The organism is Brevibacterium sp. Z349TD_9 (assembly GCF_056173565.1).
The window spans coordinates 920,737-939,200 of sequence record NZ_CM149680.1 but is presented as its reverse complement, the minus strand read 5'-3'; the positions used below and the strand labels follow the sequence as shown (position 1 = coordinate 939,200).

The following is an 18,464-nucleotide window of genomic DNA, read 5'->3' as shown; positions in this document are numbered from 1 at the left end:
GGCTCCTCAGCCCCGCCAGTCGCCTGCGCTGAAGCCGAACTCGGGGGTCTTCTTGGCGAAGAACGCCTCCTGGCCGCGGGCGATCTCCGCCCGGTAGGCCTCATCGAGCCACCGAGGCGGCTGCCCGCCTCCGTCGAACTCGCCGTCGAGGACGGCCTTGGCCCCGATCTGACTGAGCTGGGACAGGGACGCGATGCGCTCCCCCAGCTCCTGGGCGCGGGCGAGCGGGTCGTCCGCGGTCTCGTGGATGAAGCCGAGGCGCTGCATCTGGTCGACGTCGACGATCGAGGCCGTGAGCAGCAGGTACCGTGCCCACGCGTCGCCGAGCACGCGGGCGAGACTCCTCGTCGGTCCCGGCGGGTAGACGAGTCCGAGCTTCGCAGCGGTGACCCCGTACGTCGACCCGGGGGCGGCGATGCGGATGTCGCAGGCGGCGGCGATCTCGGTGCCGCCGCCGACGCAGTTGCCCTCGATCGCGGCGATGGTCACGGTCCGCGCAGAGGCCAGGGCCGCCTCGGCGGAGGAGTTGAGCTCCCAGAAGTCGGCGATGGGGACGTCGAGGTCGGCGATGTCCGATCCGGCGGAGAAGTGCCCGCCGGCACCGGTGATGATCAGCGCTGCGATCGTGTCATCGGCGTCGACGCCGGCGATGATCTCCGGCAGAGCCCGCCACATCGCCCGGGACAGGGCGTTGCGCTTCTCCCTCCGATCGAGAACGAGGGTCCCGACGCCACCGGTGACGGTGAAGTCGAAACCCTCGAGGTCGACCGGACGGTACCGGCCCGGGGTGGACCGACCGTCGGTGCTCATGCTCAGCCCCGGCTGTCGGGGACTTCGCGCTGCGGCTGACCGTCGTAGGCGCTGAGCGGGCGGATGAGCGCGTTCGAGGCCTGCTGCTCGAAGATGTGCGCGGTCCAGCCGGTGATGCGGGCCATGACGAAGATCGGCGTGAACTGCTCGGTGTCGAATCCCATGAGGTGGTAGGCCGGACCCGACGGGTAGTCGAGGTTCGGATAGATGCCCTTGCGGGAGACGAAGTCCTCTTCGAAGGTGTTGTAGAGGTCGAGGAGGTCGGTCGCGCCCTTGACCTCGGCCATCTCCTCGAAGGCCTTGCGCATGGTCGGCACGCGCGAGTCGCCGTTCTTGTACACGCGGTGTCCGAAGCCCATGATCTTCGCCTTGCGGGCCAGGGCGTCGTCGATCCATGCCGAGGCCTTATCGGCCGTGCCGACCTCTTCGAGCATCGCCATGACGGCTTCGTTCGCGCCGCCGTGCAGGGGTCCCTTGAGGGCACCGACGGCACCGGCGACGGCCGAGTAGAGGTCGGAGGTCGTCGAGGTGATGACGCGGGCGGTGAACGTCGAGGCGTTGAACGAGTGCTCGGCGTAGAGGATCATCGAGATGTCGAAGCTGCGCACGACCTCGTCGGCGGGAACCTCGTCGAAGACCATCTTGAAGAAGTTCGCCGCATAGTCGAGGTCCTTCGTCGGCGCCACCGGGTCGAGCCCGTGGCGGCGACGGTGGTCGATCGCGACGATCGTCGGCAGCTGCGCGTAGAGGCGCTCGGCCTTCGCGAGGTTGGCCTCGGGCCTTTCGACGTCGGCCTCGGGGTCGACGGCGCCGAGGTAGGCGACCGCGGTCTGCACGACGTGCATCGGGTGAGCGTCCTTGGGCAGGCCGAGGATGATGTCGACGAGCTCGGCGAGATCTCCCGCTGGGCGTGCTCACGGGCCTTGAACTCGGCCAGCTGCTCCTCGGTGGGCAGTTCGCCGTTCCAGATGAGGTAGGCGACGTCCTCGAAGTTGCGCTTGGCCGCGAGCTCCTGCACGGGGTATCCGCGGTAGGTCAGCGAGTTGGTTTCCTGGACTACCTTCGAGACGGCCGTGGTGTCGACGACGACTCCGGCGAGGCCCTTCTTGATTTCTTCGGTCACTGGTGACCCTCCTGTGAGAAGTTGAATACGGCCGCGTCGAAGTCGTTGTACGCGGCGTAGTCGATGGTGTCGTAGAGGTCCGCGCGGGTCTGCATCCCCTCGAGCAGGTCCACCTGGGTGCCCTTGTCCCGGATCGTCTGCAGGCCCGACTTGATCGCACCCATGGCGAGACGCAGGGTCGTGACCGGGTAGATCACGAGTTTGACCCCGACGTTCGCCAACTGCTCTGTGGTGAACAGTTCGCTCTTTCCGAATTCCGTCATGTTCGCCAGGATCGGCACGTCGACGCTGGCGGCGAAGCGCTCGAACTCATCCAAGTCGCGCATCGCCTCGGGGAAGATCATGTCGGCACCGGCGTCGACGTAGGCCTTCGCCCGGTCGATCGCGGCATCGAGTCCCTCTCCCGCACGGGAGTCCGTGCGGGCGCAGATGACGAAGTTCTCATCCCGGCGGCCCTTGACGGCGGCCGCGATGCGCTTGGTCATCTCGACCGTGGTCACGACCTCCTTGCCGTCGAGGTGGCCGCACCGCTTCGGGTTGACCTGGTCCTCGAGGTGCATGCCGGAGATGCCTGCGTCCTCGAACTCCTGGACGGTGCGGGCGACGTTCATCGCCTCGCCCCAGCCGGTGTCGGCGTCGATGAACGTCGGCAGGTTCGTCACCCGGGCGATCGCACGACCGTGGTCGGCCACCTCGGTGAGGGTGGTCAGACCGATGTCGGGCACGCCCATGGCTGCGGAGAACGCGCCCCCGGAGATGTAGACGCCCTCGAAGCCGATCTGCTCGATGATCTGGGCGTTGATCGGGTTGATCGCGCCGGGGAACTGGACGATCTCGTCGCCGGCGAGGAGCTCGCGGAACCTCTTCCGGCGCTCGGCCGGTGTGGTCGTTGCCCCGAGCATCAGAAGATGCCCTTCGAACCGCTGTGCTTCAGCCCTTCGACGGCGAAGCTCAGCTGGCCCACGCCCGCTGCGTCGAGGCTCTCGAGGTTCTCGGCGAGGTCGAGGAAGCGGTTCGCCTCGGCCTCGGTGAGGATGCCCGCGGAGAGCGTCCGGAACTTCTCGACGTAGTTCTCGCGGACGAACGGGCGGGCACCGAGCGGGTGGGCGTCGGCGACGGCGATCTCGTCGGTCAGAGTCGACCCGTCCTCGAACTCGATCTCCACGCGGCCGCCGAAGGCCTTCTCGTTCGGGTCGGTCGAGTGGTAGCGGCGGGTCCACTCGGGATCCTCGGTCGTCTCGATCTTGTGCCAGAGCTCGACGGTCTCGGGACGGGCGGCCCGCTCGGGGGTGTACGAGTCCTCATGGTGCCAGCCGCGGTCCTCGAGGGCGACGGCGAAGATGTACATGATCGAGTGGTCGAGCGTCTCGCGGCTGGCCTTCGGATCCATCTTCTGCGGATCGTTCGCGCCGGTGCCGATGACGTTGTGCGTGTGGTGCGAGGTGTGGATGATGATGCGCTTGATCTTCGTCAGGTCCTCGATCTCACCGCCGAGCTTGCGGGCGAGGTCGATGAGCGCCTGCGCCTGGTATTCGGCGGAGTGCTCCTTGGTGTAGGTGTCGAGGATGGCGCGCTTGGCCTCGCCCTTGCCCGGCAGCGGGATCGTGTAGCGGGCCTCGGGGCCTGAGAGGATCCACGCGATGAAGCCGTCCTCGCCTTCGTAGATCGGGTTCGGGGCGCCTTCACCGCGCATCGCCCGGTCGACGGCCTCGACGGCCATCTTCCCGGCGAAGGCCGGTGCGTGGGCCTTCCACGAGGAGATCTCACCCTTGCGGGACTGGCGGGTCGCCGTCGTCACGTGCAGGGCCTGCTGGATTGCCTGGAAGGTCACCTCGGTGGGCAGGTGGAGCATCGCCCCGATGCCGGCCGCGGCCGAGGGGCCGAGGTGGGCGACATGGTCGATCTTGTGCTGGTGCAGGCTCATGCCCTTGACGAGGTCGACCTGGATCTCGTACCCGGTGGCGATGCCGTTGATGAGGTCCGCTCCCCCGATGCCCATGTGCTGGGCGACGGCGAGGATCGGCGGGATGTTGTCACCGGGATGGGAGTACTCGGCGGCGAGGAAGGTGTCGTGGAAGTCGAGTTCGCGCACGGCCACGCCGTTGGCCCAGGCCGCCCACTCCGGGGAGAAGCGCTCGGCGAGGGGAAGTCCGAAGATCGTCGCACCCGGGGTGAAGGGGTGCGCCTGTGCCTGCTCGCGGGCGTGGGTGGGGGCCGAACGGTTCACCGAGGCGGCCGCGACGGCGGCGTTGTCGATGACGCGGTTGATCACCATCTCGGTGACCTCGGGATCGACGGGCGTCGGGTCGGAGGCGACCTCGGCGATCTTCCAGGCGAGCTGATCCTCACGAGCCAGGTTCTCTGAGCTCTTGTGGGTACGGACCTCATGATCAATCATGGACAATCCCTTCAATCGTCGTTGACCGCTGCGGGCCATGTCACGACCGCCGCTGGCCGGAGAGTGGTTGACTCAACTGTAGGCCACGTCACTGCGACGCTGCGGCCCGGCCGGAGTTTTATCTTGACATCAAGATACTTTACCCGACCGGCATGAGCCGCCTCGACCCCCCTCCTCCCACCCGTCCGTCGAGGTGAACTGTGACATAATCGGGATATGACCCGCACTGCCCTCGACTTCGACGAGAACTGGTTCGACGACAACGAGTTCGCCCAGCTTCGTCGCCGTCTCCCCATCCCCTATGTCAATGCCATCCCCGTCCGCGTCGGAGAGGCCGGCGATGTCGAGGAGATCGGCCTCCTGCTGCGCCGCCTCGACGACGGCACCCTGGGTCGCGAGGTCGTCGGCGGCCGCATCCGCTACCACGAGTCGATCCGCGCGGCTCTGCTGCGCCATGCCGAGAACGACCTGGGTCCGCTCGCGCTGCCGGTCGTCCCCCCGGCCATCGCGCCGTTCCACATCGCCGAGTACTTCCCCACCGAGGGAGCGGCGCTCCTCCACGACCCGCGTCAGCACGCGATCTCGATGTGCTTCGTCATGGAGGTCCGCGGCGAGTGCACCCCGCGCGCGGACGCGCTCAGCCTCGACTGGCTCACGCCGTCGGAGGCGCTGCGCGAGGACATCGCGAGCGAACTCTCCCACGGTCAGGAGCACATCATCCGCGCGGCCCTGAGTTACCTCGGCTTTCCCATCTGAGGCCGGGCTGTCCATCGGGCCTGCGCCCGGCGCCTACGCGGGGTGCCGCCCGGTTTTCCGCGGCGCGCTGCGACTCGAGGACGCTCAGTGTCGATTCGCGAGCCAGAAATCGACACTTGGCGTCCTCGACTCGGCAACCCCATGCGCCCGCCGGCCGCTCAGCCACCCCGCGGGCGTACAGCCACCCCGCGGCGCCACAGCAACTCGGCGGTGCCACAGCCACCCCGCGGCGCCACAGCAACCCGGCGACCGCCTCGGCGACTTTTCTACACGCTGTAGAAGTGCACTGGTAGACTGGAGGCGACGACGACGGATGTGGTTTTCGGGGCCGCCGTCATCGTCAGGGTTGGTCAGGCCCCGTCGAGAGGACTGCCATGAACGCTGACGCCCACCGGAACCCCGCTCGCCAGGCCGCTGCGAACCCGACCGATGACCGCGCCGCCGACCCGCGGCCCGCCGAGTCCGGACTCAGCCGCGACCTCGGCGTCCTCGTCGGCTTCGACGGATCCGAACTCGCGGCCCTGGCCCTGCGCTACGCCGCGATCGAAGCCCTCCACCGCGGCGTCCCCCTGACCGTCGTCACGGCGTTCACGATGCCGCTGATGATCTACCCGAACATGGCCTCCATACCCTCCGAACCCGAGGACGAGGCCGCACTGCGGGGAGCCGAGAAGCTCCTCGCCGAGGCGTCCGAACTCCTCGCCGATCATCCCGAACCCGTGACTTACGCGGCCGAATCCGGCGACGCCGCCGGCGTCCTCGTCAACCTCAGCTCCAACGCCGAGGTGGTCATCGTCGGCGCCCGAGGGCGCGGCGGGTTCCTCGGTCGCATGCTCGGATCGGTCTCCACGGCCCTGCCCCCGCACGCGCACTGCCCGACGATCGTCGTCCCCCAGCACTCAGCACAGCGCGGCGAGGCCCGCGGACCGGTCGTCGTCGCCGTCGACGGTTCGGAGGCCGCGCGGATCGCGATGTTCACCGCCGCCGAGGTGGCCGCCTCGAGGGAGGCCGGACTCGAGGTCGTCTCCGTCCTGCCCGCCGGCGAGGAGTGGCTCTACTGGTATCCCGAGCTCGAGCTCGGCGCCGACGTCGCCGACCGTCGGCAGAAGCAGCTCGAGACCGCGCTCTCGGCGGAGGCGGATGCGCTCGGCGAGCAGTTCCCGGGTCTGCCGATCTCCACCTCGGTGGTCGTCGGCGATGCGACCGCGATGCTCTCGGAGGCGACGAAGCGGGCGCAGCTGACGGTGATGGGCACGCGTGGTCGCGGAGCGGTCAAGAGCGCGCTGCTCGGCTCGGTCTCCCGCGGGGTCCTCCACCATGCCGAGGGTCCGGTGATGATCGTCCCGAGCTGACCACAGCCGCACGACACATGACGACCATCGCCGCCTGCCTGATCGCCTGACGCGGTCCCGACAGGCGGCGCGGCGGGTGCTGTACAGTAAGTCTCACGACAGGGGAGCGCCAGCAGGGGCGCTGAGAGTGCAGATCATGCTGCAGACCCTCGAACCTGATGCGGCTAGCACCGCCGAAGGAAGTCGAGACTCTTCTACCCCTCCTTGAGACACGAGGAGGCACAATGCCGAGAACCACCGCGCCCGGAACCGCCGCGAAGTCCGCACCCGCCTACACGCAGGCCCCGCCGACGAAGAAGTGGCGCGTCGTCGACTACGTCGTCACCGCGGTGCTCGGCATCGCGGTCGGCCTGATCTTCTGGGTGCTCGCCGCCAGCTGGAAGGTCATCGAACTCGGCTTCCAGGCCTTCCCGCCCTCGATCGGACTCATCGCCGGACTCTGGGTGCTCGCCGGACCTCTGGCCGGCGCCATCATCCGCAAGCCCGGTGCCGCGCTGCTCTGCGAGGTGCTCGCCGCGATCGTCGAGGGCGTCCTCGGCTCCCACTTCGGCTCGACCGTGCTCCTGTCGGGCTTCATCCAGGGCCTCGGTGCCGAACTCGTCTTCGCCGCCTTCGGCTACCGGAGGTTCACGCTGTGGGTGACGACGCTGTCCGGTCTCGTCGCAGCCGCCTTCATGGCCGTGAGCGAGAACATCCTCTACAACGCCGAATGGCAGCTGACCTACCAGCTCGCCTACGCCGTGTGCGCGATCGTCTCCGGCATCGTCATCTCCGGCATCGGTGCGTGGTACGCCTACCGTGCGATCGCGAAGACCGGGGCGCTGTCCTCGTTCGCCTCCGGCCGCATCCGCTGATGGGTCTGCCGATCCGCGCTCGCGGCTATTCGTGGCGGCACGCCGATCGGGACACGCTCGCCGTCGGCCCCCTCGACCTCGACATCGCCGCAGGTGAGAAGGTTCTCCTCCTCGGCCCGTCAGGGGCGGGGAAGTCGACACTGCTCCACGCGATCGCGGGTGTCCTCCCCGTCGAATCGGGTGAGGCCGGAGGAGAGCTCGTGATCGGTGACGCCCCACCGGATCCTCGCCGAGGTGTGACCGGGCTCGTCCTCCAGGACCCCGATTCGCAGGTGATCTTCTCCCGCGTCGGCGACGACGTCGCCTTCGGAATGGAGAACCTCGGGATGAGCGCCGAAGTCATCGACGAGCGCATCCCCGCCTCCCTGGCAGCGCTCGGCCTCGACCTGCCCCTCGACCACCCCACGGCCGCACTCTCCGGGGGCCAGAAGCAGCGCCTCGCACTCGCCGGCATCCACGCGATGGCCCCCGAGGTCATCGTCCTCGACGAGCCGACGGCGAACATCGACCCCGCCTCGGCGGCCTCGGTCCGGGACGCGGTGCTCACGGTCCAGGCGGCCACCTCGGCGACGATGATCGTCGTCGAGCACCGGGTGAGTCTGTGGTCGGACGACGTCGACACTGTCATCGTCCTCGGGCAGGACGGCGTCGTCGCGCAGGGATCGCCGTCCGCGGTCTTCGGTGATCCCGGCCTCGCCGAGGTGCTCCGGGCCACCGGGATCTGGGTGCCCGAGTCCGGCTCCCGCACTCCCCCGCGTCAGCCGGGAGCGTTGCGATCCGGCGAGCCGGGAGGGACGGTGCTCACCGCTGAGAGGCTGAGTGCGGCCCGGCCACGGGCGGGGGTGCCTGCGACCACCGACCTCTCGCTCGAGATCCGAGCCGGCGAGGCGGTCGGCATCGTCGGACCCAACGGCGCCGGCAAGTCGACGACGGCGCTCACCCTGGCCGGACTCATTCCCGAGTTCGCAGGCGAAGTGCGCGCCCACGGGACACTGGCCGAAGGCGCAAAGCACGACCGGCCCTTCCGCTGGCCGTCGGCCTTCCTCGCACCGAGGATCGGAATGGTCTTCCAGGAGCCCGAACACCAGTTCCTCAAGGCCAGCGTGGCCGACGAGCTCGCCCTCGGCCCCAGGTTGGCCGGATGGAGTGAGAGCGAGGTCGAATCGCGGGTGACCAGACTGCTCGAGACGCTCGGGCTCACCGAGATCGCTGACGCCCACCCGCAGGGACTCTCCGGGGGCGAGATGCGGCGGCTGTCGGTGGCGGCGATGATCGCGCCCAGGCCGCGGGTCCTCATCGTCGACGAGCCGACATTCGGTCAGGATGCGCTGACCTGGGCGGGACTCGTCGCGCTCTTCCTCGACGTCCTCGACCACGGCAGTGCGGTCGTCGCCGTCAGCCACGACCACGACTTCCTCGACGCGATCGGGGCGAGGCGTGTGAGCCTCGGAACGAGCGCGCAGCCGCTGCGAGGTGAGCGCGTTGAGTGAGGCTGCGCCGGCCCGAGAGAGGGTCGCGATCGAGGATCCCGGTCAGCTCATTCCCGTCGTCCGGTCGACTGCGCTGGTCCGCTGCAATCCACTGACGAAGATCGCCGTCGCCCTCATCCTCATGGTCGGGGCGCTGCTGAGCATCGACATCGTCTCGGCCGGGGTCATCCTCGGCTTCTCGCTGCTCGCTCTGCCGCTGAGCGGGCTCGACCTGTGGGCGGCATTCAAGCGCCTGTGGTTCCTGCCGCTCGGGGCGCTGCTCGCGGCATGGGGCACGGCGATCCTCGCGGAGAAGACCGGGGCGGTCGTCGTCGATCTCGGTCCGATCCTCATGACGACCGGGTCCCTCGAATCCGCGGCGGCGATCTTCGTCCGTGCCCTCGCGCTTGCCGTCCCGCTTGTCGTCCTCGCCTCGACGATCGATCCGAGGGATCTCTCGGATGCGCTCGTCCAACATCTGCGACTGCCGGAGACCGTCGTCGTCTCGGTGCTCGCGGCCTCGCGTCTGCTCGGCCTCCTCGTCACCGAATGGCAGACCCTGGCGATGGCGCGTCGCGCCAGGGGGCTGGCCGGAGGTTCCGTGCTGCGGCGCACCGGCAGCCTCTTCGCCGGGATCTTCGTCCTCCTCGTCCAGTCGATCAGGCGGGGGACGAGGCTGGCGATGGCGATGGAGGGTCGCGCCTTCGGGCGACGGGGACGCACGTGGCGGCGACGCTCACGATTCGGGATCGCCGACGCGGTCGTCGTGCTCACCGCGATGGCCGTCACCGTGGCGGCGATCGCCTCGGCGCACCTGCTGGGGACATGGAACCCGATCATCCCCGGCTGAGGCGGGCTCACACCTGACCGATGAGGTCCTTGAGGTGGGAGCGCCAGTCCTCGAGCGCCTCGGCGCTGGGCAGCTTCGAGGCGGTGAGGGCGAGGAGGGTGCGGTCGTCGTCCTTGGGTTCGGCGGCGGCTTCGACCTTTGTGCCGTCGACGAGGTTCGCTCGCCAGTAGGAGCGCTTGGGTGTGGTCGAGACCCGCGGATCACCGTCGAGCGCGACTCCGCCGAGTTCGCCGTCGACGAGGGCGGCGACGCGGTCGATGACGTCGCCGCGCTCGCCGGTCACCGTCCGGGAGACGGCGACGTCGAAGGTGCCGTCGGCGCGCTGGCCGGGGACGCGGCGCCCGATCTCCTGCTCATAGGCGACGACGGCCCCTTGCACCCACCATCCGTGGTTGTCGACGACGCCGTCGAACTGCGGGTAGAGAGCGTCGGCGAGTTCCTTGTGGCTCGCGTCCTTCCCGCCGGCCTTCTCGAGGCGCTGCCGGGTCGTGGACCAGGGCTCGCCGAGGGCCCGTTCGATGGACTCGATGTTCTGCGCTTTCGTCGCCATGGTCTGAGTCTATGACGCGTGCGCGGTCGCGGCATCGCTGCGGCTCTGCCTGCTCGACGTAGACTGCCGCCATGGCGGGCGAGGCTGAGTACACCGACGACGAGAAGTGGCTGGTCGTTCGCGGTCGGCGATGGCGGCGGACCGATCCCGCCCTGCCCGATCGTGTCGTCGAGGACCTCAAGAGCCACCTCGGTCGGGCGCGCAACGCGGTGAAGTCGGCGAGGAAGGCCGAGGATTCAGCGGCACTGCGGCGAGCCCGGGATCGCGTCGACCTCGCGAAGAGAGGGCTGGGCGAGCGCGGGGAGAAATGGTGGGAGCTCCCCGTCGATGAACGGCTGACCCGAGCCGAGGAGGCTCTGAGCGAGCTCAGTCGATGACGACGAGCTCAGTCGATGACGAGTTCGCCCATCTCGTCCCAGCCCTCGCCGTCGATCTTGCGGGAGATGATCTTCGGTGTCGAGGCGAGCAGCGGACGCATGGATTCGAGGCCGGCGGCGAAGTGGTCGCTGTTGACGTGCGGCTCGGCGCCCTCGTCGGTGAATGCCTCGACGAGCACGAACTCGTTGGGCTTGTCCAGGCTGCGCGACCATTCGAACCAGAGGTTGCCCGGTTCGGAGCGGGTGCCTTCGGTGAAGTCCTTGACGACGGCGGGGAAGGATTCCGCGTTCTCAGGCTTGACGTCGAATTTCGCGACGATGAAGATCATTGTGCTTCCTTGTCTCTCGGCAGCTGGTTCTCCGGTCATGTCATCAGGTACCGGTTGCGGGCAACCGGCCCTGTCACCACCCAATCATGAACCGCGCACTTTGACGAGTTCGCCGGCTCGGTTCCCTTCCCTGCGAGGAGGATCCGGTGCGATTCGCAGCCCGATTTCGGATCGGATGCTCCTCGCTGAGGCCCGCGGCCTTCCGCCTGCCGATCAGACCCGTTCGGCGATGAGGACGAGGAAGCCGCTGTCGGGCTCGAACGGGTGGATCTCCCACGTCGAGAGCTTGAGGCTGACGATCATTCCGCTCGCCTCGACATCGTCGATGAAGTCGTCGAAGTCATACCCGCGTCCGGCCCCGAAGCCGGCGACGAAGCGGCCGCCGTGCTTGAGGGTCGACCGGATGTTGGCAAGCGTCTGTCGCCGGGAGGCCGGATCGAGGAAGGCGAGCACGTTGCCGGCGCAGACGGTGACGTCGATGTCAGTGATGCCCGCCGCCGCGAAGTCGAAATCGGCGATGTCGCCGGTGTGCCATTCGCCGGAGGGGAAGTCCTCCTCGGCGACGGAGATGAGGAATTCGTCGAGGTCGACCCCGTAGACCGTGTGACCGGCACCGATGAGCAGTCCGCCGACTCGGCCGGTGCCGCAGCCGGCATCGAGGATCCGTCCCCCGCGCGGTGCCATGGCGTCGACGAATCGCGCCTCTCCCCCGATGTCGTGCCCGGCGTCGACGAGCTTGCGCCAGCGCTGGGCGTAGTTCGCGGAATGGTCGGGGTTGTTCGCGCGGATCCGGTTCCACTGGTGGTCGAAGCTCATGGCCTCAGTGTATTCCCCGGGCGCCTCCCAGCAGCGCCGGAACCGCTCATGCGAGGACCTCGGCGACCACCTCGGCGACGGAGGCGACGGGGGCGGGAGGTTCGGGCGACGTGAGGACGATGATGTTCCGTCCTCCGGCGCCGTCCACGGGATGGAGGTCGATGTCGTGCCCGACGAGGGCCATCATGATCGGCGTCGCCAGGGTGAGTCCGAGCCCGGTGCCGGCGAGGGCGAGCGCGACTGCGGTGTCGGTGACGATGTGCGTCTCCTTCGCGTTGATCCCCATCGCCGAGGTGGCCAACCGCATCGCCCGCCCGAAGAGGTCCGTGGCCGGAGGCAGGATCCAGTCGGCCTCGGCCAGGTCATCGGGTCCGGGCAGCGGCGCACCTCGCGGGGTGACGACCCCGAAGGGTTCGGTCGCCACCGTCGTCCACCTCAGTCCGCGCATCGGCGGCAGCGGCACGGCCGGGTAGTCGATGCCGATGCCGAGGTCGATCGCGCCTTCGATGACGGCCGCCGACATCGTCTCGACGTTGACCTCGCGGGCGCGGACTTCGATGTTCGGATGCCGGCGAGCGAGGATGGCGACGATCGCCGGCAGCGCGACGACCGACGTCGACCCGAAGACGCCGAGGGTGACGATCGCCTCCGAGCCGAAGTCACGGCCGAGCATCGCCGTCTCCGCCTGCTGGTGGGCGGCGAGGATGTGGCGGGCGCGCGGCAGCAGGGTGCGACCGGCCTCGGTGAGGGTGAGACCCCGACCGCGACGGAGGACGAGGTCGGCACCGACGGTGCGCCGCAGTGCGCTCATGTGCTGGGAGACCGCGCCGACACTGTAGCCGAGCTGGTCGGCGGCTCGCGTCATCGACCCGAGCTCAGCGACGGTGACGAAGGTCTGCAGCTGCCCGAGCGTCCATGCCATGGGCTCACCCTATGTGTTTTAAGGAATCGTGAAAAGCGTGTTCACGAACTCTGCCTTGTCCTTAACTGTGAGGGACAGCACAATGGTGTGCAAGCCGACGAAGGCGTCGGCCGTACACAGAGCGAGGTGGAACGTGCAGGCTGATGTTGTCGTCATCGGCGGCGGGGTGATGGGCGCCTCGATCGCTGCGAACCTGGCCGAACGCGGCGCCGGGACCATCGTCCTCGTCGAACGCGACGTCCCGGGATGCGGGTCGACGTCGAAAGCGGCAGGCGGAGTACGCTGCCAGTTCTCCGACGAGGTCAACATCGCCCTGTCCGTGCGCAGCCTGGAGATCCTCCGCACCTTCGAGGCGGACTACGGCGTCGACATCGACCTCGTGTCCAACGGCTACCTCTTCCTCCTCGACTCTCCTGAGTCGGTCGCGGCGTTCGAGGCCAACGTCGCCCTCCAGCAGCGCATGGGCCTCGACTCCCGGATGCTCACCGTCGCCGAGGTCGCCGAGCTCGCTCCCTTCGTCGACACCACGGGTCTCCTCGCTGGGGCATTCAACCGCGGCGATGGGCACTGCACGCCGGAGGCCGTCGTCGCCGGCTACATCTCGGCCGCCCGGGCGCGCGGAGTCACGGTGCGCAAGTCGTGCGAGGTCACGGGATTCGCCACGAGGGGTGCCGCGGGGAAGCGGACGATCACCGCGGTGGAGACCTCGCTGGGTCCCATCACCTGTTCGCAGGTCGTGTGCGCGGCCGGGGCATGGTCGGGCCTCATCGGGGAGATGGCCGGCGTCGACCTTCCCGTGACCCCGCTGCGCCGCGAGATCATGGTGTCCGAACCGGTCGACTTCGACACATCGACGATGCCGTTCACCATCGACTTCGCCACGAGCTACTACGTCCACCCCGAAGGTCCCGGCCTCCTCTTCGGCTGCCCCGACGTGGAGGACCGGTGGGGCTTCGACGAACGCCGCGACCCCGAGTGGCTGTTCCGACTCTCCGAACTCATCGAGCAGCGGACCCCGGACCTCGCCGACGTCGAAGTCAAACGCGGGTGGGCGGGTCTCTACGAGATGACCCCCGACCACAACGCACTCATCGGCCAGGCGCCCGAGCTCGACGGATTCACCTACGCGTGCGAGTTCTCCGGACACGGGTTCCTCATGGGTCCCGCGGTCGGTGAGGTCGTCGCCGACATGATGACCGGACGCACCCCGTTCGTCGACGTCTCACCCCTGAGCAAGGACCGTTTCGCCGCCACCGGCCTGCGCAAGGAGCTCAACATCGTATGACTGCTGACCATGCCCCTCCCTCCTGGTCGGCCCGCACCGACCCGATCGATGCCCGCACCGTACCTGACACCACTGACACAGCCCACCGGAGCAGATCTCCGCTGACGAAAGGACCACGATGACCACCGCACCCACGGCCACGACCGCCCTGCCCTCCGATGACACGATCACCGGTCTCCTCGATGAGGGCTTAAGGGCCTGCGGTGTCGACGCCGCGGTCCTGTCACCAGATGCCGGCACCGGGACGACGCTCACGGCCCGCTCCCCCATCACCGGGCAGGTCCTCGGGACACTCGTCGCGGATACCCCGGAGACCGCCTCGGCGAAGATCGGACAGGCTCTCACGGCCTTCGAGACCTGGCGCGACGTCCCGGCACCGGTGCGCGGTCAGCTGGTGGCCCGGTGGGGTGAGCTGCTTGCCGAGCACAAGGAGGAGCTTGCCAAGATCGTCACCGTCGAGGCCGGCAAGACCCCATCCGAGGCCGCCGGCGAAGTGCAGGAGATGATCGACATCTGCGAGTTCGCCCTCGGTCAGTCCCGCCAGCTGTGGGGCAAGACGATGCCGAGCGAGCGCCCCGGCCACAGGCTCATGGAGACGTGGCATCCTCTCGGCGTCGTCGGGGTCATCTCCGCCTTCAACTTCCCCGTCGCCGTGTATTCGTGGAACACCGCACTCGCGCTCGTGGCCGGGGATGCCGTCGTGTGGAAGCCCTCGGAGAACGCCGTCCTCGCCGCCCTCGGTGCCCAATCCCTGCTCGCCCGAGCCGCCGCCGAGGTGGGGGCACCGGAAGGGCTCGTGCCCGTGCTCATCGGGGGCCGGGACATCGGTGATGCGATGGTCCGCGACGACCGCGTCGCCCTCGTCTCGGCGACGGGGTCGGTGCGGATGGGACGCGAGGTCGGGCCAGTCGTCGCCGAGCGCTTCGGGCGGGTGCTGCTCGAACTCGGCGGCAACAATGCCGCGATCGTCGCCCCGAGCGCCGACATCGACCTCGCCCTCCGTGGTGTCGTCTTCGCCGCCGCCGGGACGGCTGGTCAGCGGTGCACGACTCTGCGAAGGCTCATCGTCCATGAATCGATCGCCGAGGCCTTTGTCGAGAAGATCGTCGCCGCCTACCGAACGTTGAGCATCGGCTCCCCCACCGAGGACGGTGTCCTCGTCGGCCCGCTCATCAACGAAGCAGCGTACGAGGCGATGCAGAAGGCGCTGCGCCAGGCGGAGGACGAAGGCGGGGAGATCCTCGTCGGCGGCGGCCGGGTGCTCGCCGACGAGCGACCCGACGCCCACTACGTCGAACCCGCCGTCGTGCAGATGCCCGCACAGACCCCGGTGATGGAGTCAGAGACGTTCGCCCCGATCCTCTACGTCGTCACGTACACCGACCTCGACGAGGCGATCACGCTCCACAACGGTGTGCCGCAGGGTCTGTCCTCGGCGATCTTCACCTCAGACCTCGCCGAGGCGGAGACCTTCCTCTCCCGGTCCGACTGCGGTATCGCCAACGTCAACATCGGCACCTCGGGTGCTGAGATCGGCGGCGCCTTCGGCGGGGAGAAGGAGACCGGCGGAGGACGGGAGTCCGGGTCGGATTCGTGGAAGGCCTACATGCGCCAGGCCACGAACACGATCAACTACTCCGGTGAGCTGCCTCTGGCGCAGGGCGTCGAGTTCCTCTGAGGAGCGCGGGCGGTTGACTGCGTCTGCAGTAGACTGTGACCATGCCAGCCGAGAATCCCATCCTCCCAGCGACCTACGACATCGTCTGGTCCGGAATCGTCGTCGCCGGACTCATCCTGACGATCTGGGCGATGGTAAGCATCCTGCGCCCGGGGTTCGACCCTCGCGCCCGTCTGGTCTGGGCGATCATCGTTCTGCTGCTGCCCGTCGTCGGGGCAGCCCTCTGGTTCTACTACCGCACGCTTCCCCGCTGCGCCGCGTGATTGATCTCGGGTAGGCGCAGGCGCTCGGGACTGGTTCTCCTGGACTCAGTCGGCCCGCCCACCATGTCAGCGGTTCGGCGGATGCGGGCTCTCCCCAATGTCACCTCGGCGGGAGTGGAAGCGCTTCCAATGGTCATAGAGAGTTGCGGCCAGGCCGCCCAGGGAAATGAGCGGGAAGACGATGAGCCAGAGCGGCCACCACTGCTCTCCGTTGCGCAGCGCTTCCTCTCCGTTGAGCAGCGAGAGCGCCAACGACGTTCCGAGGGAGAAGGCGACGATGAGATTCCTCATGGTCGCGAACTTATCGGTGTCCACGTCTCGACTCAACCACCTTCGTTGACGCGATGATGCCACCGGCAACCCGCCGCGCCCGCATCTGCCTCGGAGAACTAGAATTGCCGGTGAGCACAGACGACAAGGAGCACACCCGTGATTGAGCTGAAGACACCCGCCGAGATCGACAAGATGGCGGTGACCGGTCGCTTCGTGGCGAAGACGCTGACCGAACTGTCTGAGACAGCCGAACCGGGCATGAATCTCATGCACCTGGAGAAGCGGGCGCGCAGACTCATCGAGGAGGCCGGCGCGAAGTCGTGCTATTGGGACTATGCCCCGTCCTTCGGCTCGGGCCCGTTCCGCAACGTCATCTGCCTCTCCGTCAACGACGGCGTCCTCCACGGCAAGCCGCACGACTACGTCATGCAGAACGGTGACCTCCTCACCCTCGACTTCGCCGTCTCCATCGACGGCTGGGTCGCCGACGCCGCCCGCTCGGTCGTCGTCGGCGAGGGCAGTGACGAGGACCAGCGCCTCATCGACTCGACTTGGGCCGGGCTGGAAGCCGGCATCGGCGCCGCCCAGCCGGGGGGCCGCCTCGGCGACATCTCGCAGGCGATCGGGGACGTCGCCGACGAACAGCGGATCCCGGTCAACCTCGACTTCGGCGGGCACGGGCTCGGGCACACGATGCACGAGGACCCCCACGTCGCCAACCGCGGCAAGGGCGGCCGGGGCATGGTGCTCAAGCCGGGCCTGACGCTGGCGATCGAACCGTGGTGGTCGTTCACCTCGAAGAAGCTCAAGGTCGACGAGGACGGCTGGACGCTGCGACTGGCCGACGGCTCGAACGGCGCGCATTCGGAGAACACCATCGCCATCACCGAGGACGGCCCGAGAGTGCTCACGACGCTCGACTGAGCGTCCGTGTCCGTGCCGCATGCCAGACTGATCCCATGTCCTACACCTGCACCGAATGCGGCTACTCGACCGTCAAATGGCTCGGCCGCTGCCCCGAATGCCAAGCCTGGGGAACGCTCGAGGAGAAGGGCCAGACCGCCTCGACGGTGAAGACGAAGGTGAAGAAGTCGAGCGGCGCGAAGTCGATCACGAAGGTCGACTCGACGCTCGCGGTGGCACGCAGGACCTACGTCGATGAGTTCGACCGCGTGCTCGGCGGCGGGATCGTCCCCGGCGGGGTCATCCTGCTCTCCGGTGAGCCGGGGGTCGGCAAGTCGACGCTGCTGCTCGACGTCGCAGCCCGGGCCGCGAAGTTCGAATCGACCGTCCTCTACGTCACCGGCGAGGAGTCGGCCGGACAGGTGCGCCTGCGGGCGAACCGGATCAACGCCCTCGAGGAGAACCTCCTGCTCGCCGCGGAGACGGACCTGGGAACCGTGCTCGGCATGATCGAAGCCGAAGACCCCGACCTGCTCATCGTCGACTCGATCCAGACCCTGGCCTCCTCCGAGGTCGACGGCGTTCCCGGCGGTGTCACGCAGGTGCGCGAAGTCGCCGCCGCCCTCATTCGCGAAGCCAAGGCCAGGTCGCTCTCCACGGTGCTCGTCGGACACATCACGAAGGACGGCACGATCGCCGGACCCCGTCTGCTCGAGCACTTGGTCGATGTCGTCTGCACGTTCGAAGGCGAGAAGCACTCCCGACTGCGCATGCTCCGGGCGGTGAAGAACCGCTTCGGACCCACCGACGAAGTCGGGTGCTTCGACATGGAGGAGAACGGGATCAGGAGCCTCGAGGACCCCTCCGGCCTCTTCCTCTCCCGCAGCACCGGCTCGAATCCCGCCGGAACGTGCCTGACCGTCACCCAGGAGGGCAAGCGTCCACTCCTCGTCGAGGTCCAATCCCTCGTCACCGAATCAGTCGCCGGGCAGGCGCGTCGATCCGTCTCCGGCGTCGACTCCTCCCGAGTGGCGATGATGCTCGCCGTGCTCAGCCAGAACATCTCGACGACGAGCTTCGCGAAGTCTGACGTCTTCACCGCCACGGTCGGCGGAGCCAGACTCGCCGAACCCGCCAGTGACCTGGCGATCTGCCTGTCCCTGGCATCGGCGGCGAAGGACAGCGCCCTGTATGCGAAGTTCGTCGCGATCGGTGAGATCAGCCTCTCCGGTGAGATCCGCAACGTGCCCAACATCGGCCAGCGGCTCAGCGAGGCGGCGAGACTGGGCATGAACCGCGCAATAGTCGCCCGCGGCGCCCTGCGCGGGGTAACCGTCCCCGACGGCATGGTCGTCAAAGAGTGCGAGCATATCGCCGAGGCGGTCGCCACCGTCGTCAAGGACAAGTCAGAGGACCCCGCGGACAGCAAGTGAGCTTGCCTCCGTCTCGAAGAAAG

General features: G+C 68.3%; 19 protein-coding genes, 1 pseudogene and 1 riboswitch. Of the genes and pseudogenes, 11 read left to right on the top strand and 9 right to left on the bottom strand.

Going from position 1 to position 18,464, the window contains the following annotated elements:
* Positions 1-6 precede the first annotated feature (6 nt).
* The 4 genes and pseudogenes from AC0VYB_RS04110 to AC0VYB_RS04095 all read right to left on the bottom strand — a co-directional run bounded on the left by AC0VYB_RS04110 (position 7) and on the right by AC0VYB_RS04095 (position 4,331).
* Positions 7-810, bottom strand: coding sequence for an enoyl-CoA hydratase/isomerase family protein (locus AC0VYB_RS04110; protein ID WP_063249252.1), 804 nt, complete (start codon positions 808-810; stop codon positions 7-9).
* A 2-nt stretch (positions 811-812) separates the two neighbouring features.
* Positions 813-1,933, bottom strand: a pseudogene (locus tag AC0VYB_RS04105) (bifunctional 2-methylcitrate synthase/citrate synthase).
* Complete coding sequence (prpB, locus tag AC0VYB_RS04100; protein ID WP_063249254.1) at positions 1,930-2,835, bottom strand: methylisocitrate lyase; 906 nt, start codon at positions 2,833-2,835, stop codon at positions 1,930-1,932. The pseudogene AC0VYB_RS04105 and the gene prpB overlap by 4 nt, the downstream one beginning before the upstream one ends.
* Positions 2,835-4,331, bottom strand: coding sequence for an MmgE/PrpD family protein (locus tag AC0VYB_RS04095; protein WP_063249255.1), 1,497 nt, complete (start codon positions 4,329-4,331; stop codon positions 2,835-2,837). Before AC0VYB_RS04095 ends, prpB begins: the two co-directional genes overlap by 1 nt.
* Positions 4,332-4,547: 216 nt before the next feature.
* Here AC0VYB_RS04095 and AC0VYB_RS04090 point away from each other — a divergent pair, with 216 nt between their 5' ends.
* From AC0VYB_RS04090 to AC0VYB_RS04070, 5 genes are all read left to right on the top strand, one after another.
* Positions 4,548-5,087 carry a DUF4916 domain-containing protein gene (locus tag AC0VYB_RS04090; RefSeq protein ID WP_009380619.1) on the top strand — a complete coding sequence of 180 codons (540 nt, stop codon included), beginning with the start codon at positions 4,548-4,550 and terminating at the stop codon, positions 5,085-5,087.
* 374 nt (positions 5,088-5,461) lie between these two features.
* Positions 5,462-6,439 (top strand): universal stress protein, encoded by a 978-nt coding sequence (locus AC0VYB_RS04085; RefSeq protein ID WP_063249256.1) that lies wholly within the window; start codon positions 5,462-5,464, stop codon positions 6,437-6,439.
* Positions 6,440-6,529: 90 nt separating this feature from the next.
* Positions 6,530-6,638: riboswitch (TPP riboswitch) on the top strand.
* A gap of 25 nt (positions 6,639-6,663) precedes the next feature.
* A complete protein-coding gene (locus tag AC0VYB_RS04080) occupies positions 6,664-7,293 on the top strand; it encodes an ECF transporter S component (protein WP_009380623.1) in 630 nt (209 codons plus the stop codon).
* On the top strand, positions 7,293-8,783 hold the full coding sequence (locus tag AC0VYB_RS04075; protein WP_475385048.1) for an ABC transporter ATP-binding protein: 1,491 nt from the start codon (positions 7,293-7,295) through the stop codon (positions 8,781-8,783). The genes AC0VYB_RS04080 and AC0VYB_RS04075 overlap by 1 nt, the downstream gene beginning before the upstream one ends.
* Positions 8,776-9,612 carry an energy-coupling factor transporter transmembrane component T family protein gene (locus tag AC0VYB_RS04070; protein WP_131248338.1) on the top strand — a complete coding sequence of 279 codons (837 nt, stop codon included), beginning with the start codon at positions 8,776-8,778 and terminating at the stop codon, positions 9,610-9,612. Before AC0VYB_RS04075 ends, AC0VYB_RS04070 begins: the two co-directional genes overlap by 8 nt.
* A gap of 7 nt (positions 9,613-9,619) precedes the next feature.
* Here the strand turns inward: AC0VYB_RS04070 and AC0VYB_RS04065 are convergent, their stop codons facing one another.
* On the bottom strand, positions 9,620-10,162 hold the full coding sequence (locus AC0VYB_RS04065) for a hypothetical protein (protein WP_259801045.1): 543 nt from the start codon (positions 10,160-10,162) through the stop codon (positions 9,620-9,622).
* A gap of 71 nt (positions 10,163-10,233) precedes the next feature.
* On the opposite strand from AC0VYB_RS04065, the gene AC0VYB_RS04060 reads away from it, so the two are divergent.
* Positions 10,234-10,539: a biopolymer transporter Tol gene (locus AC0VYB_RS04060; protein WP_259801044.1), complete on the top strand. Its 306-nt coding sequence runs from the start codon at positions 10,234-10,236 to the stop codon at positions 10,537-10,539.
* A gap of 8 nt (positions 10,540-10,547) precedes the next feature.
* Here the strand turns inward: AC0VYB_RS04060 and AC0VYB_RS04055 are convergent, their stop codons facing one another.
* From AC0VYB_RS04055 to AC0VYB_RS04045, 3 genes are all read right to left on the bottom strand, one after another.
* Entirely contained in the window at positions 10,548-10,868 is a 321-nt protein-coding gene (locus AC0VYB_RS04055) for a putative quinol monooxygenase (RefSeq protein ID WP_167559686.1), read from the bottom strand.
* 213 nt (positions 10,869-11,081) lie between these two features.
* Positions 11,082-11,684: a class I SAM-dependent methyltransferase gene (locus AC0VYB_RS04050; RefSeq protein WP_009380648.1), complete on the bottom strand. Its 603-nt coding sequence runs from the start codon at positions 11,682-11,684 to the stop codon at positions 11,082-11,084.
* A gap of 46 nt (positions 11,685-11,730) precedes the next feature.
* Positions 11,731-12,606: a LysR family transcriptional regulator gene (locus AC0VYB_RS04045; RefSeq protein WP_259801042.1), complete on the bottom strand. Its 876-nt coding sequence runs from the start codon at positions 12,604-12,606 to the stop codon at positions 11,731-11,733.
* A gap of 133 nt (positions 12,607-12,739) precedes the next feature.
* On the opposite strand from AC0VYB_RS04045, the gene AC0VYB_RS04040 reads away from it, so the two are divergent.
* The 3 genes from AC0VYB_RS04040 to AC0VYB_RS04030 all read left to right on the top strand — a co-directional run bounded on the left by AC0VYB_RS04040 (position 12,740) and on the right by AC0VYB_RS04030 (position 15,832).
* Entirely contained in the window at positions 12,740-13,891 is a 1,152-nt protein-coding gene (locus AC0VYB_RS04040; RefSeq protein ID WP_231882184.1) for an NAD(P)/FAD-dependent oxidoreductase, read from the top strand.
* 118 nt (positions 13,892-14,009) lie between these two features.
* Positions 14,010-15,569: an L-piperidine-6-carboxylate dehydrogenase gene (gene amaB / locus AC0VYB_RS04035; protein WP_063249261.1), complete on the top strand. Its 1,560-nt coding sequence runs from the start codon at positions 14,010-14,012 to the stop codon at positions 15,567-15,569.
* Positions 15,570-15,610: 41 nt separating this feature from the next.
* Positions 15,611-15,832, top strand: a complete 222-nt coding sequence (locus tag AC0VYB_RS04030) for a PLD nuclease N-terminal domain-containing protein (RefSeq protein WP_063249302.1) — start codon at positions 15,611-15,613, stop codon at positions 15,830-15,832.
* A gap of 66 nt (positions 15,833-15,898) precedes the next feature.
* Here AC0VYB_RS04030 and AC0VYB_RS04025 read toward each other — a convergent pair whose 3' ends face one another.
* Positions 15,899-16,123 (bottom strand): hypothetical protein, encoded by a 225-nt coding sequence (locus AC0VYB_RS04025; RefSeq protein WP_131248340.1) that lies wholly within the window; start codon positions 16,121-16,123, stop codon positions 15,899-15,901.
* A gap of 138 nt (positions 16,124-16,261) precedes the next feature.
* On the opposite strand from AC0VYB_RS04025, the gene map reads away from it, so the two are divergent.
* Positions 16,262-17,029, top strand: coding sequence for a type I methionyl aminopeptidase (gene map, locus AC0VYB_RS04020; protein WP_063249262.1), 768 nt, complete (start codon positions 16,262-16,264; stop codon positions 17,027-17,029).
* 35 nt (positions 17,030-17,064) lie between these two features.
* On the top strand, positions 17,065-18,441 hold the full coding sequence (radA, locus tag AC0VYB_RS04015) for a DNA repair protein RadA (protein ID WP_095376681.1): 1,377 nt from the start codon (positions 17,065-17,067) through the stop codon (positions 18,439-18,441).
* Positions 18,442-18,464 lie beyond the last annotated feature (23 nt).

Excerpts from the sequence above, each read along its gene's own strand:
- AC0VYB_RS04075 (WP_475385048.1), top strand. The coding sequence starts at position 7,293 with ATGGGTCTGCCGATCCGCGCTCGCGGCTATTCGTGGCGGCACGCCGAT.
- AC0VYB_RS04060 (WP_259801044.1), top strand. The coding sequence starts at position 10,234 with ATGGCGGGCGAGGCTGAGTACACCGACGACGAGAAGTGGCTGGTCGTT.
- AC0VYB_RS04025 (WP_131248340.1), bottom strand. The coding sequence starts at position 16,123 with ATGAGGAATCTCATCGTCGCCTTCTCCCTCGGAACGTCGTTGGCGCTC.
- radA (WP_095376681.1), top strand. The coding sequence starts at position 17,065 with ATGTCCTACACCTGCACCGAATGCGGCTACTCGACCGTCAAATGGCTC.
- prpB (WP_063249254.1), bottom strand. The coding sequence starts at position 2,835 with ATGCTCGGGGCAACGACCACACCGGCCGAGCGCCGGAAGAGGTTCCGC.
- AC0VYB_RS04095 (WP_063249255.1), bottom strand. The coding sequence starts at position 4,331 with ATGATTGATCATGAGGTCCGTACCCACAAGAGCTCAGAGAACCTGGCT.
- AC0VYB_RS04080 (WP_009380623.1), top strand. The coding sequence starts at position 6,664 with ATGCCGAGAACCACCGCGCCCGGAACCGCCGCGAAGTCCGCACCCGCC.
- AC0VYB_RS04030 (WP_063249302.1), top strand. The coding sequence starts at position 15,611 with ATGCCAGCCGAGAATCCCATCCTCCCAGCGACCTACGACATCGTCTGG.
- AC0VYB_RS04055 (WP_167559686.1), bottom strand. The coding sequence starts at position 10,868 with ATGATCTTCATCGTCGCGAAATTCGACGTCAAGCCTGAGAACGCGGAA.
- AC0VYB_RS04085 (WP_063249256.1), top strand. The coding sequence starts at position 5,462 with ATGAACGCTGACGCCCACCGGAACCCCGCTCGCCAGGCCGCTGCGAAC.
- AC0VYB_RS04045 (WP_259801042.1), bottom strand. The coding sequence starts at position 12,606 with ATGGCATGGACGCTCGGGCAGCTGCAGACCTTCGTCACCGTCGCTGAG.
- AC0VYB_RS04090 (WP_009380619.1), top strand. The coding sequence starts at position 4,548 with ATGACCCGCACTGCCCTCGACTTCGACGAGAACTGGTTCGACGACAAC.
- AC0VYB_RS04110 (WP_063249252.1), bottom strand. The coding sequence starts at position 810 with ATGAGCACCGACGGTCGGTCCACCCCGGGCCGGTACCGTCCGGTCGAC.
- AC0VYB_RS04065 (WP_259801045.1), bottom strand. The coding sequence starts at position 10,162 with ATGGCGACGAAAGCGCAGAACATCGAGTCCATCGAACGGGCCCTCGGC.
- amaB (WP_063249261.1), top strand. The coding sequence starts at position 14,010 with ATGACCACCGCACCCACGGCCACGACCGCCCTGCCCTCCGATGACACG.
- AC0VYB_RS04050 (WP_009380648.1), bottom strand. The coding sequence starts at position 11,684 with ATGAGCTTCGACCACCAGTGGAACCGGATCCGCGCGAACAACCCCGAC.